20 protein-coding genes and 2 tRNA genes are annotated in these 25,578 nt (G+C 70.6%); 13 read left to right on the forward strand and 9 right to left on the reverse strand.

The genetic code is table 11. The annotated features are described in order from the left end of the window. Positions 1–7: 7 nt before the first annotated feature. Positions 8–2,557, reverse strand: coding sequence for an aminopeptidase N (pepN, locus tag O7624_RS22150; RefSeq protein ID WP_282237109.1), 2,550 nt, complete (start codon positions 2,555–2,557; stop codon positions 8–10). A gap of 216 nt (positions 2,558–2,773) precedes the next feature. On the opposite strand from pepN, the gene O7624_RS22155 reads away from it, so the two are divergent. From O7624_RS22155 to O7624_RS22170, 4 genes are all read left to right on the forward strand, one after another. Further along, positions 2,774–3,397, forward strand: coding sequence for a disulfide bond formation protein DsbA (locus O7624_RS22155; RefSeq protein WP_282237110.1), 624 nt, complete (start codon positions 2,774–2,776; stop codon positions 3,395–3,397). A 146-nt stretch (positions 3,398–3,543) separates the two neighbouring features. Continuing rightward, entirely contained in the window at positions 3,544–3,867 is a 324-nt protein-coding gene (locus tag O7624_RS22160) for a hypothetical protein (protein ID WP_093411281.1), read from the forward strand. An 82-nt stretch (positions 3,868–3,949) separates the two neighbouring features. Further along, the gene (locus tag O7624_RS22165) at positions 3,950–5,146 is read left to right on the forward strand and encodes a DUF1015 family protein (protein WP_282237111.1); all 1,197 of its coding nucleotides are present in this window, start codon (positions 3,950–3,952) and stop codon (positions 5,144–5,146) included. 69 nt (positions 5,147–5,215) lie between these two features. Continuing rightward, positions 5,216–5,683, forward strand: a complete 468-nt coding sequence (locus O7624_RS22170) for a ribose-5-phosphate isomerase (protein WP_282237112.1) — start codon at positions 5,216–5,218, stop codon at positions 5,681–5,683. 69 nt (positions 5,684–5,752) lie between these two features. Here O7624_RS22170 and O7624_RS22175 read toward each other — a convergent pair whose 3' ends face one another. After that, positions 5,753–6,019, reverse strand: a complete 267-nt coding sequence (locus O7624_RS22175) for a hypothetical protein (RefSeq protein WP_232511488.1) — start codon at positions 6,017–6,019, stop codon at positions 5,753–5,755. Positions 6,020–6,134: 115 nt separating this feature from the next. After that, positions 6,135–7,367, reverse strand: coding sequence for a GNAT family N-acetyltransferase (locus O7624_RS22180; RefSeq protein WP_282237113.1), 1,233 nt, complete (start codon positions 7,365–7,367; stop codon positions 6,135–6,137). Between the two features lie 112 nt (positions 7,368–7,479). On the opposite strand from O7624_RS22180, the gene O7624_RS22185 reads away from it, so the two are divergent. After that, positions 7,480–8,019, forward strand: a complete 540-nt coding sequence (locus O7624_RS22185) for a hypothetical protein (RefSeq protein WP_093411290.1) — start codon at positions 7,480–7,482, stop codon at positions 8,017–8,019. A gap of 156 nt (positions 8,020–8,175) precedes the next feature. On the opposite strand, the gene O7624_RS22190 is transcribed toward O7624_RS22185, so the two are convergent. Together O7624_RS22190 and O7624_RS22195 are read right to left on the reverse strand one after the other, a co-directional pair. After that, the gene (locus O7624_RS22190) at positions 8,176–8,487 is read right to left on the reverse strand and encodes a DUF2610 domain-containing protein (RefSeq protein ID WP_093411292.1); all 312 of its coding nucleotides are present in this window, start codon (positions 8,485–8,487) and stop codon (positions 8,176–8,178) included. Beyond that, a complete protein-coding gene (locus O7624_RS22195; RefSeq protein ID WP_282237114.1) occupies positions 8,484–8,876 on the reverse strand; it encodes a hypothetical protein in 393 nt (130 codons plus the stop codon). Before O7624_RS22195 ends, O7624_RS22190 begins: the two co-directional genes overlap by 4 nt. Positions 8,877–9,054: 178 nt before the next feature. On the opposite strand from O7624_RS22195, the gene O7624_RS22200 reads away from it, so the two are divergent. Next, a complete protein-coding gene (locus O7624_RS22200; RefSeq protein ID WP_282237115.1) occupies positions 9,055–16,185 on the forward strand; it encodes a hypothetical protein in 7,131 nt (2,376 codons plus the stop codon). Between the two features lie 26 nt (positions 16,186–16,211). Here the strand turns inward: O7624_RS22200 and O7624_RS22205 are convergent, their stop codons facing one another. Both O7624_RS22205 and O7624_RS22210 read right to left on the reverse strand, forming a co-directional pair. Then, complete coding sequence (locus tag O7624_RS22205) at positions 16,212–16,847, reverse strand: response regulator transcription factor (RefSeq protein WP_282237116.1); 636 nt, start codon at positions 16,845–16,847, stop codon at positions 16,212–16,214. Next, positions 16,799–18,106: a sensor histidine kinase gene (locus O7624_RS22210; protein ID WP_282237117.1), complete on the reverse strand. Its 1,308-nt coding sequence runs from the start codon at positions 18,104–18,106 to the stop codon at positions 16,799–16,801. Before O7624_RS22210 ends, O7624_RS22205 begins: the two co-directional genes overlap by 49 nt. Before the next feature lie 109 nt (positions 18,107–18,215). Here O7624_RS22210 and O7624_RS22215 point away from each other — a divergent pair, with 109 nt between their 5' ends. Next, positions 18,216–19,229 (forward strand): acyl-CoA desaturase, encoded by a 1,014-nt coding sequence (locus O7624_RS22215; RefSeq protein ID WP_282237118.1) that lies wholly within the window; start codon positions 18,216–18,218, stop codon positions 19,227–19,229. Positions 19,230–19,302: 73 nt separating this feature from the next. On the opposite strand, the gene O7624_RS22220 is transcribed toward O7624_RS22215, so the two are convergent. Continuing rightward, entirely contained in the window at positions 19,303–19,860 is a 558-nt protein-coding gene (locus tag O7624_RS22220) for a hypothetical protein (protein ID WP_282237119.1), read from the reverse strand. A gap of 250 nt (positions 19,861–20,110) precedes the next feature. Here O7624_RS22220 and O7624_RS22225 point away from each other — a divergent pair, with 250 nt between their 5' ends. Beyond that, a complete protein-coding gene (locus tag O7624_RS22225) occupies positions 20,111–20,260 on the forward strand; it encodes a hypothetical protein (protein ID WP_170863644.1) in 150 nt (49 codons plus the stop codon). Positions 20,261–20,497: 237 nt separating this feature from the next. On the opposite strand, the gene O7624_RS22230 is transcribed toward O7624_RS22225, so the two are convergent. After that, positions 20,498–20,571 (reverse strand) — tRNA-Gly (locus tag O7624_RS22230). 431 nt (positions 20,572–21,002) lie between these two features. Here O7624_RS22230 and O7624_RS22235 point away from each other — a divergent pair. The 5 genes from O7624_RS22235 (at position 21,003) to clpX (ending at position 25,569) form a co-directional block, all read left to right on the forward strand. Further along, positions 21,003–21,076: transfer RNA gene (locus O7624_RS22235), tRNA-Pro, on the forward strand. 157 nt (positions 21,077–21,233) lie between these two features. Then, entirely contained in the window at positions 21,234–22,580 is a 1,347-nt protein-coding gene (tig, locus tag O7624_RS22240) for a trigger factor (protein WP_282237120.1), read from the forward strand. Between the two features lie 168 nt (positions 22,581–22,748). Continuing rightward, positions 22,749–23,390, forward strand: a complete 642-nt coding sequence (locus O7624_RS22245) for an ATP-dependent Clp protease proteolytic subunit (RefSeq protein WP_093411495.1) — start codon at positions 22,749–22,751, stop codon at positions 23,388–23,390. 14 nt (positions 23,391–23,404) lie between these two features. Then, positions 23,405–24,067, forward strand: a complete 663-nt coding sequence (locus tag O7624_RS22250) for an ATP-dependent Clp protease proteolytic subunit (RefSeq protein WP_093411492.1) — start codon at positions 23,405–23,407, stop codon at positions 24,065–24,067. Between the two features lie 206 nt (positions 24,068–24,273). Continuing rightward, entirely contained in the window at positions 24,274–25,569 is a 1,296-nt protein-coding gene (clpX, locus tag O7624_RS22255) for an ATP-dependent Clp protease ATP-binding subunit ClpX (protein ID WP_210830537.1), read from the forward strand. Positions 25,570–25,578 lie beyond the last annotated feature (9 nt).

Below are 25,578 nucleotides of genomic sequence, written 5' to 3' on the forward strand. Positions count from 1 at the left end.
CGCCTTGTCAGGCCGTTCGGGCGTCCCGGGCCTGCGCGGCGAGCGCGCGGACCACGCCGTCGCGGCCCTCGGCGACCAGCCGCCGCAACGGCCCGGGGTGGCCCTCCTGCGCCAGCCAGGCGTCGGTGGCCTCGACGGTGTCGTCCTGCACCAGGTAGGCCGGGTACAGGAGCATGGCGAACTCCTGCGCCGGCTCGCTGTCCCGGGTCGCCCAGACCTGCCCGACCGCAGCGAAGTAGCGGTCCCGGTAAGGCGTCACCAGTTCCACCTGCGTGGGGTGGCTGAAGCCCTGCAACAGGGCCCGGTGCCGCCAGTTCGGCAGCGCCTCGGGGCCGGTCAACTGAGCCCAGACGGCGGCCTTGTTCGCCTCGGTCGGCACCAGCGCGTGCGCGTACGCGGCCTCCCGCTCACCGCTTGAGGTCTTGTCCCGGGCCAGCTCCGTCTCGATCTCCGACGCCCCGGCCGCACCGTTGGCCACCAGTGCCTGCAACACGCTCCACCGCAGCTCGGTGTCGATGGTCAACCCCGGGGTCACCTGGGTGCCCTCCAACCAGCCGCGCAGCACGGCCAGATCCTCGCCGGTGCGGGCTGCGGAGACGTACGCCCGGGCCCAGGCCAGCTGGAAGCCGCTGCCCGGCTCGGCCGCGGCGAGCGCGGTCTTCGCGGTACGGGCCAGGTCGGCCCAGCCGGTCGGCGCCCAGGCCGGGTCGGCGTAGAAGGTGAGCGCGCTGCTGACCTGGCGCAGCGTCGCGGTGACCAGGTTGATGTCCGTCTCCGCCGGCAGCCCGGCCAGCACCAGGGCGACGTAGTCGCGGGTGGCCAACTCGGCGTCGCGGGTCATGTCCCAGGCGGCGGTCCAGCACAGCGCCCGGGCCAGCGACGACTCGAGGCCGGCGATGTGCTGGACCACCGTCGCCATGGACCGCTCGTCCAGCCGCAGCTTGGTGTAGCTGAGGTCGTCGTCGTTGAGCAGCAGCACGTCGGCCGCGGGCACGCCGGTGAGTGCGCCGAGCTCGGTCAGCTCGCCGTCGACGTCGACCTCGTACCGCTCGCGGCGGACCAGCCGGCCGTCGGCGAGGTCGTAGAGCCCCACCCCGATCCGGTGGGTACGCAGGGTGGGGTAACCCTCGGGCGCCTCCTGACGGACCGCCACCCGCTGGTAGGTGCCGTCCGCGCCGATGGTCAGCTCCGGGCGCAGCGTGTTGACCTGGGCGGTTTCCAGCCACTGTGAGGCGAAGGTGGTCAACTTGCGACCGGAGGCGGTCTCCAACTCGGACAGCAGGTCGTCGAAGGTGGCGTTGCCCCAGGCGTGCCGGGCGAAGTAGGCGCGCAGGCCGCCCAGGAACGGCCCCTCGCCCACGTAGGCGACCAACTGCTTGAGCACGCTGGCGCCCTTGGCGTACGTGATGCCGTCGAAGTTGACCTCGACGGCCTCCAGGTCGGGCATCTCGCAGTAGACCGGGTGGGTGGAGGAGAGCTGGTCCTGCCGGTAGCCCCAGTTCTTCCGGATGGACAGGAAGGTCGTCCACGCCTCGGTGAACCGGGTGGCGTGCGTGTTGCACCAGTGGCTGGCCCACTCGGCGAACGACTCGTTCAGCCACAGGTCGTTCCACCAGCGCATGGTGACCAGGTTGCCGAACCACATGTGCGCCAGCTCGTGCAGGACGGTGTTGGCCCGCTGCTCGTACTCGAAGTCGGTGACCTGCGAGCGGAACAGGTAGTGCGACTCGGCGTGGGTCACACAGCCGAAGTTCTCCATCGCGCCGGCGTTGAAGTCCGGCACCCACAGCTGGTCGTACTTGGGCAGTGGGTACCGCACCCCGAACTGCTGGTGGAAGAAGTCGAAGCCCTGCGTGGTGACCAGGTTCAGCTCGTCGGAGTCCAGATACTGCGCCATGCTCGCCCGGCAGAAGTAGCCCAGGTCGATGCCGTCGTGGGTGTACCGGACCTCGTGGTACGGGCCGGCACACAGCGCGGTGATGTAGGTGCTCATCCGGGCGGAGGTGGCGAAGTGGACGGTCTTGTGGCCCTCGCCGGCCGCCTCCTCCCGCTCCACCGGCATGTTGGAGACCACCTTCCAGTGCTCCGGAACGGTGGCGTGCCAGGTGTAGACGCTCTTCAGGTCGGGCTGGTCGAAGCAGGCGAAGACCCGCTGCGCGTCGGCCGTCTCGAACTGGCTGTAGAGGTAGGTCTCACCGTCGACCGGGTCGACGCTGCGATGCAGCCCCTGACCGGAGTTGGAGAACGCGAAGTCCGCGTCGACGACCAACGTGTTCTCGCTGGCCAGCCCGGTCAGCGTGAGCCCTTTCTCGGCCGAGAAGTCGGCCAGGTCCACCGGGGCGCCGTTGAGCGTCGCCGAGCGTACCGAGTCGGCCGCCACCTCGATGAACGTGCTCGCCCCCGGTTCGGCGCAGCCGAACCGCACCTCGGTGGTCGACCGGAAGGTACGACCGTCAGCGGCGTGAACAGCACTGGACAGGTCCAGACTGATGTCGTACCCGGTCACGTCGAGCAGGCGGGCCCGCTCGGTCGCCTCGACCTGTGTCAGGTTGCGCACTCCCGGCACTGTTCGTCTCCATCCCACTCTCGCCGTCGTCACGGTCGCACGTTCCGTCGACCGCTCGTGACGGCCGGTCCGGGCCTGAGTCTTCCATGTACGGGTAGGCGGTGGTGGGCGAGGTCACGGCTCGATCCTCGGGCAGGTGGCAGGGGGTGGAGCAAAGATCGGAGGTACGCCGGTGCGCCGGCGAAATCATTGCGAAAGGAACTCGTCGTGAACGAGCGCGTCACCGTTGACATGTGGTTCGACCCGATTTGTCCCTGGGCGTGGCTCACGTCCAGATGGTTGCTGGAGGTGGAGCGGGTTCGTCCGGTCGACGTCCGCTTCCAGGTGATGAGCCTGTCGGTGCTCAACGAGGGTAGGGAGCTGTCCGACGACTACCGGGAGCTGATGCGGAACGGGTGGGGGCCGGTGCGGGTCTGCGTCGCCGTGCAGCAGCGGCACGGCGCCGACGCCGTGCGGGCGCTCTACACGGCCCTGGGTACGCGGATCCACCTCGGCAAGGAGCCACTTGGTCCGGAGCTGTACGTCGCCGCCCTGACCGAGGCCGGACTGGACCCGGCGCTGGCCGAGGCGGCCGGGGACAGCGACCTCGACGCGCCGCTGCGGGCCAGTCACGAGGCTGGTATGCGGCCGGTCGGCACCGACGTCGGCACCCCGGTCATCCACGCTCCCGGCCCCGACGGCCGGCAGGTCGCCTTCTTCGGGCCGGTGGTCACTCCGGCGCCCACGGGCGAGGCCGCGGGTCGTCTCTGGGACGGCGTCCTGCTGGTCGCCGGCACCCCCGGCTTCTTCGAACTCAAGCGCAGCCGCGACCTCGACCCCATCTTCGACTGAGGTGCGAGCAAGGCACCTTGGCGACGCTTGGTGACCCGCCGGCCCCGACGCCCGGCAGCGCCGCTGCCGTGGGGCCCGGCGTCACCGGTGCGGTCACGGACTCGTTTGTCCCGATGTCCGCAGCCCACCGCTCGTGGAGGTGCCTGGTGGCCAAGCATCGTGCTCCGGTCGACGATCGCTGGAGTCGGGAGGAGGGCGTCGGCGGGGGAGTGCCACGGCCGGCGCCGATCCCGGGGAACGGTCGGGCGGGCGCCTGGTCCGCGCCCCGGCAGGATCGCAGCCCGAACGCGGCCGGCCGGTTCGGGCGCAACGGCGCGGTGGGCATCGCCTCGGTCCCCGCCACCTCGCGGTTGACCCCTCCCGGCCGCGAGATCCGGAACCAGGGGCCCCGGCCGGCGCTGCCGCGCCGTCCCATCGTGGTGCCAGCGCTCGCCGGCCGGCATCGACGGGCGGCCGAGGCGGAGCGTTGAGCTGGTGCTCCGGCTTTCATCTGGTGGGCTCGGGGCGGGTCCGGCGGCGACACCCGACGCGTCGCCGGTAGCGTCAACTGTCATGACGGTCGTGCACCCGATCACCCGCGCCTGGATCACCACTGGTGGTACCGGTGCCCAGAACTACGACGAGTTCGCCGACGACGCGGAGATCACCGCGATCATCGAGGCGAATCCGCACAGCGCCCTCGGCATCGAGATGCCGCACAAGGCCCCGGAGAGCCTCGGCCGGTCGTTCGCCGACGCCCTGCCGGACGCGGTGAGCCGGCTCGCGGAGGCGAAGGCCGACGGCAGCTACACACCGGCAGAACAGGTGGTGGTGCTGTACCGGATCAGCGCGCCGGGCGAGGAGCCGGCCTACGGGCTGTTCGCCATGGTCGACACCGACCAGATCTCCACCCGGGCCGACGAACCCGGCCTGGTCATCCGCAACGAGGACGTCTTCATCGCGAAGGTGCGCGAACGGGTCGCGTTGGCCGAGGCGTTGGGGCACCTGCTCTCACCCGTACTGCTGCTGCAGACCGGGCGCGGCGACGAGCTGCATGTGGCGCTCGCGGCGGCCACCGACGCGGCCGGGGCGCCCGCCGCCACCGACACCGACCAGGCCGGACGTACCCACGCCATCTGGCTGGTCGGCCCCGGCCCGCAGCAGGACGAGCTGACCGCCCTGGCCGGTGGGGGCGAGTTGGTCGTCGCCGATGGCAACCACCGCAGCCTGGCCGCGCAGACCGGCGGGATGTCCCGGTTCCTGGCGGTCGTCACCACTCCGGCCTCGGTGGCCATTCAGCCGTACAACCGCCTGGTGAGTGAGCTGACCACCACCCCCGGGGAACTGCTGGAGCGGCTGGCCGCCGCCGGGGCGCGGATCGCCGAGCTGGACGGCCCGGCCGAGGTCCCGGCGACCGGCGGCAGCGTCGTGCTCCAGCTTCCCGATCAGGCGTACGCGGTGACGCTGCCGCACACCGGCGCGGGTCGCCTGGAGAATCTCGACCACGCCCTGGTCGAGCGGCTGCTGTTGCGCGACGCCCTCGGCCTGGATCCGGGTGACAAGCGGATCACCTACGTGGGCGGTGACTACCCGTCCAGCTGGCTGACCGGCGAGGTCCGGGCCGGTCGGGCCGAGTTGGCCATCCTCATCGCGCCGGTGACCGTCGACGATTTCGTCGCGGTGAACCTGGCCCGGGAGAAGATGCCCCGCAAGAGCACCTGGTTCACCCCGAAGGCACGCGGCGGCCTGGTGGTCGCCGAACTGCCCTGATCCGTTGCCCGTCCCATCGGGCGCCGCCCCGGCGGTGCCCGGTGGGACGGGCCTGACAGACTGCGCGTTATGCGCGTCTACCTGGGATCCGATCACGCCGGTTTCGAGTTGAAGGTGCACCTGGCCAACCACCTCGCCAAGCAGGGGTACGAGGTGGTCGACATCGGCCCGCACGCCTACGACCCGGAGGACGACTACCCGGCCTTCTGCCTGCACGCCGGCACCCGTGTGGTGGCCGACCCGGGCAGCCTGGGTGTGGTCATCGGTGGCTCTGGCAACGGCGAGCAGATCGCCTCGAACAAGGTGGCGGGGGTGCGGGCGGCGCTGGCGTGGAGCGTCGAGACCGCCCAACTGGGCCGACAGCACAACGATGCAAACGTGGTCGCCGTCGGCGCCCGTCAGCACACTCTCGACGAGGCCACCGCCATCGTCGAGGCGTTCCTGACCACCTCGTTCTCGGGCAGTGACCGGCACGCTCGTCGGATCGCCCAGGTCGCCGAGTACGAGCGCACCCGGCAGCTGCCCGACCTGCCCTGATCCGCGACTCTGGGACGATCACGCCTGATCCGGGGTGGGGCAGACCACTCGACCCCGGATCAGGACGGGTCAACGGCGGGGCAGCTCGTCGCGAGGGGTCCAGTTACGGCGTACGATCACGACCCGCTCCGCCGCCGCGGCGAGATCCTCGTCGGTGGGTCGGGCGGCGTCCCGCGCCCGCATCGCGGCGGTCACACTGACCTGCGACGACCCGGACCCGACCAGCCCGCGCAGCCCCCGTTCGCCTTCTTCGGGGGCACCGTTGCGTCGCCCACGCGGGGCCTCACCGCCGTCGTGCACCCCGGCCGTGGTGGCCGCCGCCGCACCACCGTCGATCCCGCCTCCCGGGGCGCCGTGGTGCCGATGCCGTCGTCGTCGCCGTTCCCCGCCATCCGCCACCCCCCGACCGTACCCCCACGGCCGTCACCCGACCGCCTCGCTGATCAGGCCGTCAGAAGATCTCCATGGCGGAGGGGGCTCGGTGCCAGGTGAAGGCGGGGCCGGTGGCGGTGAGCGCGCCGGGGCGTAGCTCGCGCAGCCGGCCGGTCTCCGCCAGTGCGGCCGGGGTCACGCCGCCGAGGAACAGCTCGCCGAGGCAGCGTACGTCGCAGGCCAGGTCGGCCGGCCCGCTCGCCGGTGTGCAGGTGGCCTCGGTCGGACCGCCCCGCAGCCGCCACCGGCCGGTGTTCTCCGGCAGCAGGTGGTCGGCCACCTCGATGACCACGTCGATGTCGGTGGCGTAGCGCCGGGCGGCGAGCGCGGCCGGCACGTCCACCACCCGTACCCACAGCGCGTCGACCAGCCGGCAGTTGAGCCGGCGCGGTTCGTCGAGCAGCCGCAGCAGCGGCTCGTCCACCGCCGCCCGCATCCACGCCAGCCGTCGGGTCAGGTCGAGCGAGAGCAGCATCCGCCAGATCGCCAGATACCCCGCCGGGGTGCTCGCCACCACCTCGTCGACCGTGGTGAGACTGTTCGGGCCGCCGTCGTCCCACTCGGCCTTGGTGCGGAACAGCCCGTAGCCGTCGACACCGTCCGGTCCCTCGTGCAGCACCACCCGCCGCTCGGTGGCGCCACCACGGTGCGCCTGCGGGTCGACGAGCACGTACCGCCACCACCTGTCGTCGCGCGCCGACCAGCCGGGACGATCGGCGCGTACGCGCTCGTACACCCGGGCCAGGTCGGCCTGTCGGTCGGTCGGGCGGTCCAGGCGCAGCCGGCCCTCGCCCGGCGTCGGTGCCGGTAGCCGCAGTTCGGCGGTCTCGCCGGAGACGTGGTACCGCTGCGAGGCCAGGCCGTAGCCGAAGCGCGGATAGATTCGGCCCTCGCTGGCCCAGAGCACCGCGACCGGCTCCCGGCGACTGTCGTAGATCTGACGCAGTTGGTGGTGCATCATCGCGGTGAGCAGGCCCCGCCGACGGTGGGTGGGCGCGACCCCGACCATGCTGACGTGTGCGGCGGCCAGGTCACCACCGGGCACGCCGAGCGTCCGGGTGAACGCGATGGCGGTGGCGACCAGGTCGGACCCGTCGCGGATCTGCAGGGCGCGTTCCGGTTCGAAGATCGGACGTTCGACTTCCTGGGCTTCGGTATCGAGCGTCTGATGGAACAGGGAACCGAGGAACCCGTTCATCTCGTCGAAGTCGTCGGCGGTGGCGGTCTCGATCGCCAGGGCGGAGGTGGTCACCGCTCGTGTCTAGCCGATCGGTGTGGGTGGGGCGACCTATTTGCGGGCTGGCTACCCTCGAAGTCTCCAGCAGCGTCCGGGGGCGCCGCCGGTGAAAGGGGGAGGGAACGACATGGCCGAGCAGACGCAGCCGTGGGCGGAGCGGACCGTCGAGGTGCCGCCGCAGCCCGATGGCGGGGTGCCGCCGCAGCGCGACCCGTACCGTCGGGGTGTGGCCCAGGTCGGTGCCCGGGCGCCGCGTACCGAGCCGTTCCCGACGGTGGAGCACGAGCAGACCGGCACCGGCTGGCCCGGCGAACCGGTGCCGCGTCAGCCGTTGAGTTGGCACGTGGCCCGGCTGAAGCGCGGCGGCGAGTGGAGCTTCGCGGGAGCGCTGTTCGCCTTCGTCTGCTGGGGGATCTGGGCGATCTCCGGCGGCGGCGACCTCGTCGGACCGGTGGTGATCTTCGTGCTGAGCCTGCTGGTCGCGGCCGGGTTGTTCACTCTGGCCCGGCTGCTCGGCCGAGTGGTGCTGGAACGGCAGTTGGGCCGGGTCCGGCGCACCGCCCGGGGAGCGCACCTGGTGACGGCGGTGTTCCTGACCGGCCTCGGTGTCGCGTTCCTACAACAGACGCAGTGGATCATGGACGCCTGGACCTGGCTGACGACCTGAGTGGCCGTCACCGGGCGGGCCGGCTCGGCGGCCGACCCGCCCGGTTCGTGGTCGCGTCGCACCGCGACCGAGGTCGTCACTCCACCAGGACGGCCGCCTGCTTACCCCGCCCGACGCGATTCATCCCCGCCCGCCGGGCGGTGCGGGCGACACGCCCTAGGAATCCTCGGGCCGGTTGTCTGCCGCGGCCGGGTGGCCGTCGTCTCCGTCCGGCGTCGCCTCGTTGCTCGCCGCCTGCTCCATCGCGTACGCGCACAGTTCCTCGAAGGAGACGTTGTTCTCGAGCGCGATCGCGAACAGCTTCTCGAACGAGTCCATCACCTCCACCGGGACCGAGCCGCCGCGCACCCGGTGCAGCCAGGCGGACTGCTGTTCCAGCGGGTGGGTGCCGACCGCCGGTTCACCGACGTACAGGGGAAACGGCACGCGCGCCGTGCCGAACCGGCACGGGATCATGAAGTACCTCACCGGACCGTCCCTCCATCGGCACGGATGTCCACCGCACCGATGCTGCCGGTGTTGGCGATGTTGATGCCGCCGAGATTGTGTTGTTCGACCGCGCCGGTGCGCGGCGCCGGCTCGTGGCGCGGATGATCGTCGCCGTCGCTCACCTCGGCTGCGGGCGGTGTACCCCGTTCGGTGGACAGAGACGCAGCATCCGCCCGGGTCTGCCGTCGGGTACGGCTGGCGGCGACCACGGCGCTGACCACGGTGACCAGGAAAGCGCCCAGTCCGGCCCACCAGCTCGCGCGTTCGAGACCCTCGCTGGCCAGGAAGATCACGCCGATGACCAGCAACGTGGCGCCGGCCAGCGCGTAGACCACGACCCAGCCGACGGCCCGCCAGTTACCCCACATGTCTCCATCGTGGCCCTTCACTTCCCGTGCCCCGTGGGCCGTTCGGTCAGTAATGGCCGCGCCACGTATGGTTGTGCGTCTTACCCGCGCCGGGTTTTCTGGTTCGGTGACACCGCCGCAGGATGACGTGCCATCCGTCAGTCGACCGCCACAGTCACCCGCTGATGCGCTTGCCGGGTTGCTCCGTGACCTGCCCGGTGGTGCGACCGGCGCCGCCGGGCAGGCCAACACGGGCGGTACGAACATCGCCAACAGCGGCGTCATCGAACGCCTCACGGTGGCGTTGTCGGCCGCACATCCACAACCATCGACCACCGCCTTCGTCAGCTACCCGGAGAGCGACCGGGACTGGGTGGAGCAGTCGCTGCTGGCGGCCCTCGATCCGCTGCCCATGCAGCTCTTCTACTCCGGTGGCCAACTGCACCAACCCGACGACTGGGAAATGGTGTACGCCGTCATGGACAAGGCGTCACTGCTCATCGTGGTGGGTCGGGACAGCTCGGTGGTGCGTGATCGGCGGGTCCGTGACCAGGTGGCCTATTGGCTCGACAACCATCCGGACCGCAGTGGTGTGGTGCTGGTCGGCCAGCCGGACAGCCGGCCCGAGGCGATCGATCGACGGCTCGCCGGCCTGCCCATGGTCGCGGTACCGGGCGGCGACGCGGCTGCGGTGGCCCGGGCCGCCGCGAACGACCGGCTGGTCCGGGTCATCCGCTTGACGCCGCGCGCCGAACCGGTCGCGACCCGGGACCGGGCGGCCGACGAGGACGCGCTCGCCCCGGTACGCGAGGCGTACCTGCGCTGGGTGTACCGGACGCACAGCGGTATCGACAGCGTCATCGCCGGGGTGTCGGTGACGATGCCGCTGGCCGAGTGCCCGCCACCGGGGCCGCTGGTTCGCGACGGTTCGACCGGCCGAGCGCGGACCACCGAACTCGATCATCTGCGTAGCCGGGCCCGTCAGGCGGCCGGCGGCGGCACAGTGCCGGCCAGCGAGGCCGAGTTTGCGGTGCTCGCCGATCGGCCGCTGCCGACGTACCTGTCTCCGGCACGATCGATCGACCGGCTCGACCTTTCCGGGTTGCCGAACCTGTCCCCCGGCCGACTGGCCGGCACCGTCTGGCGGGCGATCGTGCTCGGCGAGCCCGGCAGCGGAAAGAGCAGCATGGTGCGCCGGCTCGCACACGACACCGCCGCGCGGCAACTCGCCGACGACGGGGAGCATGATGAGGTGCGGCGGCTGCCGGTGCTCTGTCGGGCCGCCGATCTCGCCGTCGGGCTGGCCGGCGCCGAGGAATCGGCGGAAGGGCTGGCCGCCCTCGCCATCCAGCTCGGGTGGGCCGGTGCAGCCCCCACCGACCCGGCCAGCGGCGACCCGTTGCCGCCCGACGAACTGGCCAGACTCGCCCGGGTGGCGCTGCGTAGCCGGCGGCTGGTCCTGATCGTCGACGGTCTCGACGAGGTGCCCTCGCTGACCGATCGCCGCTCCGTCGCCGCCGCACTGGATGTCTTCGCCGCCTCCGGCGGTGTCCGGCTGGACCACCCCGCGCGGGCCCGCGGAAACCAGACGATCATCACCAGCCGGATCGCGGGCTACTACGGGGCGGCGCTCAGCGACCGGTTCGAGCAGTTGCTGATCGGGCCACTCGACGGTGACGGGGTCGCAGCGGTAATCGATTACTGGCTCGGCGGTTACTTCGCCACCGTTCACGTCCCCGAGGCCAACCAGGCACAACGACGTACCGAGATCGATCAGGTGATCACCGGTGGTGGCTCCGCCGTGTGGCAGCTCGCCGCCAACCCGTACCTGCTGGTGTCGCTGATCTCGGTGGTCCTCTCCGGACTCTTCGGTCGTCCCGGTAGCCGCGGTGACCGGTGGCTACGGGCGGACCTCTACACCGCGATGGTCGAGCACGCGGTGCGACGAGGAGGGCTGCGTTTCCCCGACGCGTCGGTCGACACCCTGATCCGGCTTCAGGCCGCGGTCGCGTACCAGATACACGACGTGTCACGAAGCGGGCTCGTCGAACGCACCACGCTCACCACCCTGTGTCACCGGGCGCTGGACCTGCTCGGCGAGCCGGTGTCGCCAGTCGTTGCCGAGCAGGCGGAACTGGTGATCGCCAGCATCGACCTGCTCACCGATCGTGGGCAGGGTTTGTACGGGTTCCGGCACCTGACGGTGCAGGAGTACTTCGCGGGCCGGTGGCTCATCGACGCCGGCACCGTGGACGCGATCGTCACCGGGATCAGCGACCGCCTCGGCGACCCGCGTTGGCTGGAGGCGGTCCGGCTCGCCCTCGGTCAGCTCAGTCGGGTCTCGGAGAACGTCTTCTCGTCGGTACTCGACGAGTTGCTCACCGGGCCCACCAGACGACTGGCCGCCGAGATGCTCAGCCACAGCCTGGCCGACATCGCCGGGCTGCGCCGGCAACACCTGCGTGCCCTGGTCCGGGTGGCGGTGGAGACCGAGGCCGAGCTGACCGGCGCCGTCGTCACGCTGTACCCGGACGGCGCCCGGATGCTGGAGCCGCTGCTGCGCTGGAGCGTCAGCGTGCAGGGCGACACCGCACCTCGACTGATCTGCGAAGCGCTCTGCGAGCACCTGCGCGATCCGTTCCCGGCGAGCATGGTCGCCGCTGCCCGGCTGATCGACGCACTACGCCTGCACGACCGATCGGTCGTGCAGGCGCTGCTGGAGGCCCAGCACCGGGACGGCGCGGACCACGGCTGGCAGGCCACCCGCGCGCTGCTCTCCGTGCTGCACCGACGGATGGCCGCGACCGGTGGCGGTGACCCCGAGGAGGTCAGGTCCAGGCTGGACGCCGAGCAGCAGGCGCTGCTGACGGCGATGGCAAGTGCCGTACCGCCGGCCGTCGGCGCGGGCAGCGGCCGACGTCGTGCCGGCATCCGCGGCACCACCACGATCGGCGTACGCAACCAGATGCGTATCGCCCTGACGACCGAAGCGGCGTTGCGCGACCGGGTCCGCAGCGACCTCGGGTGGCTCCGGGCGATCCTCTGCCTCTACGGTGGCATCCCCTTCCTCGACATGATCCACTGGCTGCGGCGGCGGGACGAGGCCATGTCGGTGTTCGCCGCGCCGACCAGCGGGCCGGCGGAACGCTACCGGGCCGCGGTCCTGCTCGACACCCTCATCCAACCGGCGATCGCAGCGCGTGGTCCGCACCCGGTGGCGCTTCGCCCGGAACAGATCGCGGTCGACAGCCCACTGACTGATCGACTGCTGACCTGGTTGCGTACCGCCGTGCCCGGCAGCGACCTGCCGGGCCTGCTCACCGACGTGTTCACCGACCGGCGCCTCGATACCGAGACACGCGGCGACGCCCTGGCGGCCTGGCTGGTGCTGGACACCGGTGAGCATCAGCCGTCCGCGACAGCGCCGTTCGTCGGGCCGGCGGCCGAGCCGGGCGACGACAGCGCGACCGTGGAAGCGGTCCGGCAGCGGGCCCGGTGGCGGCTGGGCCGCACCGACATGCTGCTCGGCGACGCGCTCGCCGGCCTCAGCCCGCTGGCGGCCGGAGCCGGGCTCGCCGGGGACGCCTCCGCCGACCAGTCCCGGGACGTGTTCGCCGATGTCGTACGCGCACTCTGGGTCGTCGGGCATCCCCGACGGGGCGGCGACTCGTCGACCGACCGGCCGTTGTCCGAGGATCTGGCGCTCGCGGTCTGCGGGGCGAACGAGGACAAGGAGTACGACGTCGCCGTCATGCTCGACGTCAGCGGCCGGGACATGGTCAACGTCGCGGGCGGCCTGGCCACAGCGCTCGCCGGGGTAGCGCGTACCGAGTCCGTCGCCGCCGCCGGCACCGACGACTGGCTACTCGACCCGCTCTCGCCGCCCACCGACGACCTGGCGGAGGCACTCACCGTGCTCGCGGGTCTGCATGCCCGGTGGGGGTTCCTGCGGTGCTGGTTCCTGGATCGGCTGGCCGAGCAGATCATCGCTGCGGGATTCCGTACCGAGGCGGCCTGCCTCGCCTTGGAGGTGCTGATCACCGATCCGACCAGCGCCCGGCGTACCCTCGAACGACTCGGCACGGCTGGCGGTGCCCGGCCGTCCGGCGATGCTCCCGCCGAGGACTCCGACCAGCACGATGAGGCTGGTGACGTCGAGCAGGCGGCGGGCGATCAACCGCTCGCCGGGAGCGGGCTGCCAGGCGATCCGATGGCGCTGGCCGCCCTCGACCGGTCGGGTGGGCAGCCCCGGCCGACGTACGCTGATCTCCGTGGGCGGATCCGGCTGGCAGCGCTGCTCGGTGACCGCTGGACGCTGCCCGCTCTCGACCGGGCGCTCAGCGGCCTCACCGACGGACACCAGCGCCTGCGGGCGATCGAACTCGCCGTGCAGGAGCGGTTGATCGCACCGGCCGCCGACCTGCTGGAGCGGGCGGTGTCGGCGACCCGGCAGATCGACGACCCTGCGGCACGTGCCAGTGCGTTCGCCCGGGTGGCCCGGTGGGCTGACCCGGACACCGAGGAGGCCCTGCTGTGCGAAGCGCTCGTCGCGCTGCGGGGCGCACCGCCCGACGAGGTCGCCCGCGTGCTGTCGGTCCTGCCACCGCCGGCAAGCGACGAGACACGGGCCCGGCACGGACGGTGCGAGACGGTGCTGACCACACGCCGCCAGCGCAGCATCGCCCGGGGCGACGCGGCAGGTGCGCTGCTCAGCCATGACAGGGTCGGCCGGGACGCGGACACGACGCAAGCCTGGGCCGCGCTCACCACGGCCGTGCTCTGCCGTCGCGGCCTCGACCTGCTCCGGGATGCTGCCGGTCGGTTCACATCGGAACGTGCCGCCTGGTCCGCCCTGTCCGACGTCGAGCGACGCCCCGCCGCACTCGCCGCTCTGCGCGCGCGGGCGGCAGCCGGTGTGACCCCGCTTCGGCTGGAGAACCAGGCCGTGGCCGGCCTCGACGCGCTGCTCGCCGCAGAGCAGGTCGACGACGCCGTCGACCTGCTGGCATCCAGCCGGGCGACCGCACGGGTGCCGAGCCTGCCCCGGTGGCGTGCGCATCCCCGGGCGGAGTTTTCGGCCGTCGCGACGCTGCTGGCGATCGAGTCCGGGGAACTGGATCCAGCCGCCGTGGCTCGCCTTCCGGAACTGCTCCGCAGCGGTGACGACCGGATCCGGCTGCGGACGCGGACCGCCATCGCCACGGTGTCCCGAGGCGGGCAGGGTCCACCGAAACTGCGGGCCAGCGCACTCGGCGCGGCAACGATTGTCGAACTCGTACGGCTGGTCGGTGACGCCCACGAGCGTCATCCGCACCTCCACGGCGACCTGTCGTGGGCGCTGGCCGACGTCGTGCACGACGCACCCGGTGTCCTGCGAACGGCGCTGGAGACGCTCTCCCCGGAGCCGGGTACCCGGCAGCGACTGCTCGCCACGCTCCATCACCTGCGTCTGCCGGTTCTCGACATGTTGCTCGCGGAGCTGCCCCGCCTCTGCGACGAGGAGCAGGCGAAGGTGCTCTGGGCGCTGCGGAGGGTGGCCTGGTCGCCGAGCCGCTTCGGCATGGAGACCACCCGGCTGCGCCGGGCGGCCGGCGCAGCCCGACGATGTGTAAACGAAAGCGGCGACGGACCTGCGGCGCACGCATTGCGCCTGCTCGGACAGATCCTGCCCGTGACCGGCCTCTCCATCGAATCGCTGCTCGGCGAGGCGCTTTCCGGGGACGGGCTCGCCGTGGCTGCCTGCGACGGCGTCGGGTTCCTGCTGAACCGGGTGCGATGGGAGGCGCCGGATCTGGACACCACGGAGGCGATTGCCGAGTTGTGGCTGCTGGCTCGCGATCCGTACGAGCCGATCGCCGTCGCCGCGTTGACCGCGTTGACCCGTGCGGGAGCGACGATCGAGGACGACGCCTCCATCGCACCCGACCTCGTGCTGCGTGGCCTCGTCGGGGCGGTGGACCCGTTCCTGGCCGGCGACGAGTGGCTGGCCGACCTACGGCGGGCCGCACGTTTCGTCCTGCACGGCTCCCCGGCCGGGCCCAGCGCTGCGCCGAACCCGCTGCTCGCGCTACTGCTGGACGAGGTTGTCGAGGAGATCGTGGACCGCGACGAGGCAGCTGACCGGGTGCGGTGGGATGCCGAGACCGACTATCTGTCCGTGCTGTGGGCGGTGGCGACGAGGCAACCGGCCGCCCTGCGGGAGGCAGTGGCCGATCAACCACACGACCTGCCCGCCCTGCTGCTGACGTTGCTCGGACGAGAGCCGGCGTGGGCGATCCGCAGTGTCGCCGGTGCGTTGCTGGTCATCCTGAGCGACGGTGACGCGCCGTCGCTGCGAACTCTGCTGGACATGGCGTGGGACACCGACGCGGTCGGCGAACGGGTCCTGAGCTCCTTTCGGTGGCTGGACCGGGTCACGGCTGCGGGCCTGGCAGAACTCGTCCGGGCCACGGCCGACCCGTTCGTCGCCCGGGCCTACTTCGCCGTGCAGATGCTCGCCGCGCTCGCGAAGCAGGGGGTACTCGGGCCCGAGGAGCAACGGACCGCGCTGGCTGCGGTGGCCGGAGCGGTTCGTCGCCCGGACGCCACCCGACACGTCCTGCTCGAACGGGACGGTCGGATCAGCAGCCTGGGCACCCTGGCGGACGCCTGTCGGCAGGCCGTCGGCTGGCTCGAATCGGATCGGCGGTCGCGCGATTCGCAGGCCGCCCATGCCGGTGTGGTGCTAGCTGCCTCGGGCGTCGGTGGCGAGCCGGTTACCTTGCGGCTCACCGGCGACGTGCCGACCAACGAGCCGATCCGCTACCAGATCGAATATCTCCAGCAGACGGAGAGCATCGAACTGCCGGGCGTCCTGACCCAGCAACTCGGCGCGGTCACCGCAGCCGCCGCCGGGGCTGCCGTACCGCTGCGTGCCCTGCTGCCGGCGACCGGCGGGCAGGCGTCGTCCGCAGTGGCCCGAGAGTGGGTGACAAGCCGACTGCCGGAGCCGGAAGCCGCGCCGAAGGTCGCGCGGGACGAGTCGTCGACGCACCCGCTGCTGCTGGTCCTCGGCGCGAACATGGTCGGTGAGGAGATATACAGCTACCTACGGGTGCCAAAGCAGCAGATCGAGGACATCCGCTCGGCGCTCGCCTCCGGTGCCCCGTTCACTCCGGCCGACTTCGGCACGGTGATCTTCAGCGGTCGGGGCAAGCCAAGCCCTGAGGTCACCGAACTCGTCGGCGTACCCGACTACCTGATCCAGTTCAACGCACCGTCAGCGGTGGTGCCCGGGCAAAGCGAACCATCGGACGAGGTGTCACCCACCGACGTACCCGGGGCCGGGTAGCGCAGGTCCGTACCAGGACCTCCAGGTCAGGCGTTCAGGTACGCCAGCACGGCCAGCACTCGGCGGTTGTGGTCGTCGGAGGGCGGCATGTCCAGCTTGGTGAGGATGTTGTTTATGTGTTTGCTCACCGCCTTCTCGGTGATCCGGAGCTTGGCGGCGATCGCGGCGTTGGAACGGCCCTCGGCCATCTCGCCGAGCACCTCCCGTTCCCGGACGGTGAGGGCTGCCAGCGGCTCCCGGCGGGCGAGGAGCTGCGTGATCACCTCGGGATCCATGGCACTGCCGCCTGCGGCGACGCGGCGCACCGCGTCGATGAACTCGCCGACGTTGGCGACCCGATCCTTGAGCAGGTAGCCGACGCCACCCTGCGGAGTGCTGAGCAACTCCCGGGCGTACAACGGCTCGACGTGCTGGGAGAGCACCAGGATCGGCAGTCCGGGGATCCGGTTCCGGGCCGCGATCGCGGCCTGCAGGCCCTCGTCGGTGAACGTCGGTGGGAGCCGGACGTCGACCACCGCCACCTCGGGCTGGTGGGTGACCAGGGCGGGTAGCAGAGCCGGGCCGTTGTCGACGGACGCGACCACGTCGAAGTCGAAGGCCTGCAAGATGCGGGTCAGTCCGTCACGAAGGAGTGCGTGGTCCTCGGCGATGACAACGCGCACGGCAGCTCCATGGTGACGACGGTGGGCCCACCGGGCGGGCTCGACAGCGCCATCGTGCCATCGAAGGCGGCGAGGCGACGCTCGATACCACGCAGACCGGTGCCGGCGGCGGAGTCGGCGCCGCCGGCACCGTCGTCGGTGACCACCATCGTCAACAGTCCCTCGACGTGGCGCAGCGACACCCACGCGTGGTGCGCGCGACTGTGCCGGACCACGTTGGTCAGGGTCTCGGCCACGGCGAAGTACGCCGCCGACTCGACCGGCGTGTCGAGCCGGCCGGGAAGCTCGGCGTCGACCGCGATCGGCACGGGCAGGCTGAGCGCCAGCGCCCGCACCGCGCCCTCCAGACCACGCTCCGCCAGTACGGGCGGATGGATGCCGCGGACCAGGTGCCGCAGCTCGACCAGCGCGGTACCGCTCGACTCACGTGCCTCAGCGAGCATCTCGTGAGCCGCGGCCGGATTACGGTCGATCAGTTCGTCGGCGAGCCCGATCATCATGCCCAGCGAGACGAGCCGCGCCTGGATGCCGTCGTGCAGGTCGCGTTCGATGCGGCGCAACTCGGCGGCCTGAGCGTCCACCGTGCCGGCCCGGGTCACGGTCAGCTGGGTGACGCGCAGCCGGAGCTCGGCGGCCCTGGTCGGCGCGAGGAGCAGCCGGTCGAACAAGGCGTCCACGCGACGCAGCGACGGTGCCGCCCACAGGCCGAGGGCCAGGATGGCCGCACCCTGCGGAACGCCGAGCAGGGCCTCACCCACCGAGTCGACGGACCAGACCGTGCCGTAGCCGTACCAGTCGGTGCCGAGCCAGATCCACACCGGCGTCAGCGTCAACCCCGCCAGCCCGTACAACGGTATGGCCAGCGCGACCACGCCGAGGGCGACCCCGACCAGGGCGCCCGGCACCAGCCAGGCGAGATCCCGCCAGGTCGCCGGGTCGGTGACGACCCACCGGAAGCGGCGCCAACCCCCGGGCACGGCCCGCTCCGGAGGCGGATGGTACGGACGGGCCACCAGGACACCGGACCGGGCGGCGACCCGCCGCTCAAGATCGGTGCGTCTCCTGACCAGCTTCGTCGTCCAGGGCACCAGCGCCATGCCGAGGAAGGGCACCGGCACCAGCGCCAACGCGACAATCGACAGGACGAGCAGCGGGAAGTTCGTGAGCGCCAGGCCGATCGCGGCCACCCCGGCCAGCACGGAACGTACGCCCCGGCGGACCCACGGGGCGATCCGTTCACCAGCTCCGGCCACGTCCACAGGTCACATTCTGCCCACGGTGGCTACCGATTGTCGGTGGTGCCAGCACCCCCTCCGCAGAGGAGGTAGAACTCCTGACGCGCAGATCGTGACGCGGTTTGCTGGTTCCATGACGACCACGACGACCGGCAGCGATTTCGCCGTACTCGCCCGCCGGATCACCGGAGCGGGCCTGATGCGGCGGCGGCCCGCGTACTACCTCGTCCGCCTCAGCGCCGTCGCGCTCATGTACGTCGGCGGTTGGACGGCCTTCTTCGTCATCGGTTCCTCCTGGTGGCAGATGATCACGGCCGTCTTTCTCGCCGTCACGTTCGCCCAGGTGGCACTGGTGGCGCACGACCTGGCGCACCGTCAGGTGTTCCGTACCAGACGACCGAGTGAACTCGCCGGACTGCTCGCCGGGAACCTCGGCGTCGGGATGAGCTACGGCTGGTGGATGGACAAGCACACCCGCCACCACAACAACCCCAACCACGACGACCTCGATCCGGACGTGGCACCCGAGGTGCTCATCTGGGCGGCCGAGGCAGCCGCCGGCCGGCGCGGGCTGAAGGGCTTCATCACCCGGCACCAGGCCGTACTCTTCTTTCCGCTCCTGACGCTGCTCGCCGTCAGCCTCAAGGTGTCAAGCGTCAAGGCCCTGCGCGACGGCACGGTGCGCCGTCGCGGTGCGGAGAGCGCCCTGCTGGTGCTGCACGCCGTCGGCTACCTCACGGCGCTCCTCGTGGTCCTCACGCCACTCCAGGCGGTCGCCTTCCTGCTGCTGCACCAGGCCCTGTTCGGCGTCTACCTGGGCATGACGTTCGCCCCGAACCACAAGGGCATGCCGCACCCGACCGGCGACGAGGACTTCCTGCGCAAGCAGGTGTTGACCTCCCGCAACGTCCGGGGCAACTGGCTCACCGACGTGGCACTCGGCGGCCTGAACTACCAGATCGAACACCACCTGTTCCCCGGCATGCCGACGCCGAACCTGCGCAAGGCGCAACCGATCGTGCAGGCGTACTGCGCCGAGATCGGCGTGGCGTACGAACAGACCGGCCTCATCGACTCCTACCGCCAGGCCCTAAGACACCTGCACGAGGTCGGCGCCCCCGCCCGCGCCGAACACGCGGCCCGCTGAGCCAGTCAAAGTCGTACGTGCCGGGTGCCCAGGTTCACGAGACATGGCCGCTCCAAGTCGCGGACGCTGGGTATCAGCGACCGCGCGCCAACTGCTCGACCTCGGCGAAGCTCACGACGCGGTCACACTCATCATCGGTCAGCTTGTTGATCAGAGCCTTGCCGGCCTGAGCCTGCCTGGTGCTGGGCAGGTCACCGGCAACAAGGTCCGGCAGCGCCAGTTCGTAGCCCACCCGAGCCCTGGCCGAATACCGATGACGGGTACGCGCCACCGCACTCGCCACCCGCACGGCATGTTCATTGCCCGGCGGAACATGCCGGCGGTCGACCTCACGGGCACCGAACCGCATCCGATGATGGAACTCGCACGTCTCGCACGCGGCCGGCCCCTGGGTCAGCCGTGACCCACACACCGGACAGCTCAACCGATCGATCGCCCCGTCGACGGTCCGCCAGTCGTACGCCGCCGGATCATCGGCCACCAGCCAGGCCAACTCGACCGCCTCGGAAGAATCAGGCTCGACATCGAGGCCGACGGCAAACCGCTCCCACGCCTGACGAATCTCCGACTCGATCTCCGCGATCACACGAGCCAGCAGCGCGCTACGCCAAGTGCGGCAGTCACCAGTCACGGCGCCAATCGTGGCAGCACCACACGCGCCACGGCGACCACTCCTCGGTGCGACGGTCAGCCGCCTGCCAGACCTGAACAACCCGGGGTAGTCAGCGACGCGGCAGCCCGATGGTCCGCCTCGTTGGTGTGACCAATTCCGCGATCGTCCGGCTGGCCTGTCGCCGTTAGCCGACGCCAAGCGGCGCAGTGGGTCCGATCGACTCAGCACGGGGACGCGGCCACAGCTTCCCCGAACTATCGTGCCGCCCATGCTGTTCGATGCGTCCATCTCGCAGATGTTCTTTGCCTCGGTCTTATGGCTGGCTGGTCAGGTCGTCCTGTACGTCGTGATCCGGACAGCCGTGCGCCACGCCATCGAGGACGCGGATCGTCGCCGAGCCGCAGAGCAACGTGGGTGAGCCGGAGAGTCTCGCTCCGCCAGCAGGCCGAGTGACACGGACCGCACCGCGCGCTCGCGCCGTGCCTAGACGGCCGGACACCACCGAATCACAGGCGGTGCCGGCAGCCACGCTGCTACGAGCGAATAGACCGCTCTGCGGGGGAGAGCTGCTGCGGCAGAACCGCAACCCGGGCCCGAGCCACGGCCACTGCCATGATCGGGAACGGCACCTGGCCGCGTCTTGGCTGGAAGTTGCTGGAGCGGGCGACGGGAATCGAACCCGCACCGTCAGTTTGGAAGACTGAAGCTCTGCCATTGAGCTACGCCCGCGTACACCCGGAGGACCGGGTGCGCCCGACAGCCTACCCAATACCCGCGGCAGCCGCGCGGCCGTATCCCCGTGCCGCGCCTGCGCGTCGATCCTCGCAACTTGCGGCATGTTGCGGTCTCACGAGGCCGGGAAACCGCAACATCCCGCAAACTGCACCCGCCGACCCGCCGACCCGCCGACCCGCCGACCCGCCGACCCGCCGACCCGCCGACCCGCCGACCCGCCGACCCGCCGACCCGCCGACCCGCCGACCCGCCGACCCGCCGACCCGCCGACCCGCGCCGACCCGCCGGCCCGCGCCGACCCGCCGACCCGCGCCGACCCGCGCTGCCCGCGCGGAGTGCTGGTGCCTGGTTTGTCCTCGTTCGGCGCGTTGGGGGACGCCCCGGCAGTCGGTTGTCGGAGGGACGGCATAGACTGCTCGTCGCCACGGGGTGTGGCGCAGCTTGGTAGCGCACTCGCTTTGGGAGCGAGGGGCCGTGGGTTCAAATCCCGCCACCCCGACTGCCGCAAGCACCGGACGGCGGCACCCGGACGACCGGCACGCGGGGCATGCCCGCAGCCGGCCCCGGGTGCTGCTGGTCCGCCGTGTCGGTTCGCCTACACTCGATGGGCCGAAAGTGTGCCCAGATTCAACCGAGATCCGTCAAGGAGTACGCCTGTGAAGAGCACCGTCGAGACTCTGAGCCCGACGCGCGTGCGGCTCGCCATCGAGGTGCCGTTCGTCGAGCTCGAGCCGAGCCTCAAGAAGGCGTACCGGGAGATCGGCCAGCAGATCCAGATCCCCGGCTTCCGTAAGGGGAAGGTGCCGCCGGCGATCATCGATCAGCGGGTCGGCCGGGGCACCGTGCTCAACGAGGCGGTGCAGGAGGCGATCCCGCAGAACATCCTCGCCGCGGTCCGGGAGCACGACCTGAAGACGCTGGGCCGTCCCGAGGTCGACATCACCGAGTTCAACGACGGTGACTCCCTCAATTTCACCGCCGAGGTGGACGTCCGGCCGGAGATCACCGTGCCCGACCTGGCCTCGATCGAGGTCACCGTCGACGAGCTGCAGATCGACGACAGCGAGATCGACGAGCAGGTGAACGGGCTGCGTGAGCGTTTCGCCACCCTGAAGACCGTCGAGCGCGCCGCGGCCGAGGGCGACTACGTCCAGATCGACCTGCGGGCGACCGTCGACGGCGAGGAGGTGCCGGGCGGTTCGGCCAGCAACATCTCGCACGAGGTGGGCAGCAAGCAGCTCCTACCGGGGCTGGACGAGGCGGTCGTGGGTCTCTCCGCCGGTGAGGACACCACCTTCACCACCCAGCTGGTGGGCGGCGACTTCGCCGGCCGCGACGCCGAGGTGCTGGTGACCGTGCGCACCGTCAAGGAGAAGGAGCTGCCCGAGCTGGACGACGAGTTCGCCCAGCTCGCCAGCGAGTTCGACACCATCGAGGAGCTGCGGGCGGACCTGCGCGAGCGGGTCACCCGGGGCAAGCGGGTCGAGCAGATCTACGCCGCTCGGGACAAGGCCCTGGAGCAGCTTGTCGCGGCCGCCGACGTGCCGGCGCCGGAAGGCGTGATTCGCGACGAGGTGGAGAGTCGCAAGGAGGCGATGGCCGACCAGCTGGAGCGCATCGGCGCCTCGATGGAGGACTACCTCGCCGCCGAGGAGAAGACCGAGGAGCAGATCGACGCCGAGCTGACCGACGCCGCCACCCAGGGCGTGAAGGTGCAGTTGCTGCTCGACACCCTCGCCGACGCCGAGGACGTGCAGGTTTCCGACGACGAGTTCGGTCACGAGATCGTCCACCGCGCCCAGCGCGCCGGTATGGCCCCCCAGCAGTACTACGACCAGCTTGTTCGCTCCGGTACTGCCGGCGCGGTCTACGGCGACGTCCGGCGGGGCAAGGCCCTCGCCTCGGTGATGGAGCGCATCACGATCAAGGACTCGGCCGGCAACGTGGTGACCATGGACGCGCTGCGTGAGGCGAGCGAGCAGGAGCACTCGCACGAGCACTGATCGCCGGGTGGGCCACCGTCCGCCGGTCGCGGTGGGTGGTGGCCCAATCCCTTTCCGGGCACGCCTTCGGCCTGCTGCGCTGAGAGCGAACAGTGCCCGGACCGGGAGTCCGGCGACCGGCCCAGCGGTTAGTGTCGGACACGACGGTACGGAGAGCGAAGGGCTGCCATGACCGACATGCACATCCCAGCGAAGCCGCTACGGGCGATCGACGCCCGCGGCGGTGACACCATTGGCAACCTCGACGACTCGGTCTACAACCGGTTGCTCAAGGAGCGGATCGTCTTCCTGGGCAGCGAGGTGACCGACCAGGTCGCCAACCGCATCTGCGCGCAGCTGCTGCTGCTCGCCGCGGAAGACCCGGACCGCGACATCAACCTATGGATCAACTCGCCCGGTGGCTCGGTCTACTCCGGCATGGCCATCTACGACACGATGCAGTTCATCGACAACGATGTGTCGACCGTGGCGATGGGCATGGCCGCGTCCATGGGCCAGCTGCTGCTCTGCGCGGGCACGAAGGGCAAGCGTTACGCCCTGCCGCACGCCCGGATCATGATGCACCAGCCCTCCGGCGGGATGGGCGGCACCGCCGCCGACATCGCGATCCAGGCCGAGCAGATGCTGTACACCAAGCGGATGTTCCAGGAGCGCGTCGCCTACCACACCGGTCAGCAGCCGGCGCAGATCGAGGCGGACTCGGACCGGGACCGCTGGTTCACCGCCCAGGAGGCCGTCGACTACGGCTTCATCGACAAGGTGATCACGGGTGCCGCTCAGGTTCCCGAGGGCGCCGGGACCCTGAGCTGATCGAGGAGCAGACGATGACCGACCTCAGCCTGCCGCCCCAGTTCGCGGCCGTGCACAACCGCTATGTTCTGCCGTCGTTCGTCGAGCGCACGTCGTACGGGGTCAAGGAGTCCAACCCGTACAACAAGCTCTTCGAGGACCGCATCATCTTCCTTGGCGTGCAGGTGGACGACGCGTCGGCCAACGACGTGATGGCCCAGCTGCTCACCCTGGAGGGGACGGACCCCGACCGGGACATCATCATGTACATCAACTCGCCGGGTGGTTCGTTCACCGCCATGACGGCGATCTACGACACCATGCAGTACGTCCGGCCAGACATTTCGACGGTCTGCCTCGGCCAGGCCGCCTCGGCTGCTGCGGTGCTGCTCTCGGCGGGCACTCCGGGCAAGCGGATGGCCCTGCCGAACTCCCGCATCATCATCCACCAGCCGGCCACCGAGGGCGGCTACGGGCAGGGCTCGGACATCGAGATCCAGGCCAAGGAGATCCTGCGGATGCGCACCCAGCTGGAGGAAATGCTCTCCCGGCACTGCAACCGCCCGGTCGACCTGGTTCGCAAGGACATCGACCGTGACAAGATCATGACGGCCGAGGAGGCCCGCGAGTACGGGCTGGTCGACACGATCCTCACCAGTCGTAAGAAGGGTCTGTTGGCCGCGAACGCGGCCAGCTGACCCCTACCGGGTCAGAGGTCGGTCGGGCTCGTTGCCGACCGACCTCTGACACACCCGTTTTGGGGGTCGGAGAAACCTCCGGCAGCGGGTAACGTCGGGTCCGTACCGCTTCGCCGGGCGACCGGCGGGCGATAGAAGACGGGCGGAGCGTCAGCGTCCGCAGGTCGTGGCCGGGGCTCCGGCCGATGAGTGCAGGGAGAACGTAGGTGGCACGGATCGGTGACGGCGGCGACCTACTGAAATGCTCCTTCTGCGGGAAGTCGCAGAAGCAGGTCAAGAAGCTCATCGCGGGCCCTGGGGTCTACATCTGCGACGAGTGCATCGATCTCTGCAACGAGATCATCGAAGAGGAGTTGGCCGAGTCCGGCGAGGTGAAGTGGGAAGAGCTTCCCAAGCCGATGGAGATCTGCCAGTTCCTCGACAACTACGTCGTGGGGCAGGAGGGGGCCAAGAAGGCCCTCGCCGTCGCGGTCTACAACCACTACAAGCGGATCCAGGCCGAGGCGGCCGGTGCGCCGGGCTCCGGCAACGACGGGGTGGAGCTGGCCAAGTCGAACATCCTCCTGCTGGGCCCGACCGGTTGTGGCAAGACCCACCTGGCGCAGACCCTGGCCCGGATGTTGAACGTGCCCTTCGCGATCGCCGATGCCACCGCCCTCACCGAGGCCGGCTACGTCGGTGAGGACGTGGAGAACATCCTCCTCAAGCTGATCCAGGCCGCGGACTACGACATCAAGCGGGCCGAGACCGGCATCATCTACATCGACGAGGTCGACAAGATCGCCCGCAAGTCGGAGAACCCGTCGATCACCCGTGACGTCTCCGGTGAAGGCGTGCAGCAGGCCCTGCTGAAGATGCTTGAGGGCACCGTCGCGAACGTGCCCCCGCAGGGCGGCCGCAAGCACCCCCACCAGGAGTTCATCCAGATCGACACCACAAACGTGCTGTTCATATGCGGTGGTGCCTTCGCCGGCCTGGATCAGATCATCGAGGCGCGTACCGGCCATGGGGGCACCGGCTTCGGTGCCCGGCTGCGCGCCGTCTCGGACCGCTCCACCGATGACATCTTCAGCCAGGTGATGCCGGAGGACATGCTCAAGTTCGGGCTGATTCCCGAGTTCATCGGTCGACTGCCGGTGATCACGAGCGTCCGGAGCCTGGACCGCACCGCGCTGGTGAGGATCCTCACCGAGCCGCGCAACGCCCTGGTCCGGCAGTACCAACGCCTCTTCGAGCTGGATGGCGTCGAGTTGGAGTTCGAGCGGCCCGCCCTCGAAGCGATCGCCGACCAGGCCATGCTGCGTGGCACCGGCGCTCGTGGGCTGCGCGCCATCATGGAGGAGGTTCTGCTCTCCGTGATGTACGAGGTGCCCAGCAATCCTGATGCCGCCCGGGTGCTGATCACTCGTGAGGCGGTACTGGAGAACGTGAACCCGACCATCGTTCCGCGTGAGTTCACGGGGCGCCGTGCCCGGCGCGAGCGCGAGGAGAAGTCCGCCTGAACTCGACCG

It is taken from the genome of Verrucosispora sp. WMMD1129, from assembly GCF_029581255.1.
GTDB classification, from domain to species: Bacteria; Actinomycetota; Actinomycetes; order Mycobacteriales; family Micromonosporaceae; genus Micromonospora; species Micromonospora sediminimaris.

Excerpts from the sequence above, each read along its gene's own strand:
- O7624_RS22225 (WP_170863644.1), top strand. The coding sequence starts at position 20,111 with ATGCTGTTCGATGCGTCCATCTCGCAGATGTTCTTTGCCTCGGTCTTA.
- O7624_RS22215 (WP_282237118.1), top strand. The coding sequence starts at position 18,216 with ATGACGACCACGACGACCGGCAGCGATTTCGCCGTACTCGCCCGCCGG.
- O7624_RS22165 (WP_282237111.1), top strand. The coding sequence starts at position 3,950 with ATGACGGTCGTGCACCCGATCACCCGCGCCTGGATCACCACTGGTGGT.
- O7624_RS22170 (WP_282237112.1), top strand. The coding sequence starts at position 5,216 with ATGCGCGTCTACCTGGGATCCGATCACGCCGGTTTCGAGTTGAAGGTG.
- O7624_RS22185 (WP_093411290.1), top strand. The coding sequence starts at position 7,480 with ATGGCCGAGCAGACGCAGCCGTGGGCGGAGCGGACCGTCGAGGTGCCG.
- O7624_RS22245 (WP_093411495.1), top strand. The coding sequence starts at position 22,749 with ATGACCGACATGCACATCCCAGCGAAGCCGCTACGGGCGATCGACGCC.
- O7624_RS22250 (WP_093411492.1), top strand. The coding sequence starts at position 23,405 with ATGACCGACCTCAGCCTGCCGCCCCAGTTCGCGGCCGTGCACAACCGC.
- O7624_RS22195 (WP_282237114.1), bottom strand. The coding sequence starts at position 8,876 with ATGTGGGGTAACTGGCGGGCCGTCGGCTGGGTCGTGGTCTACGCGCTG.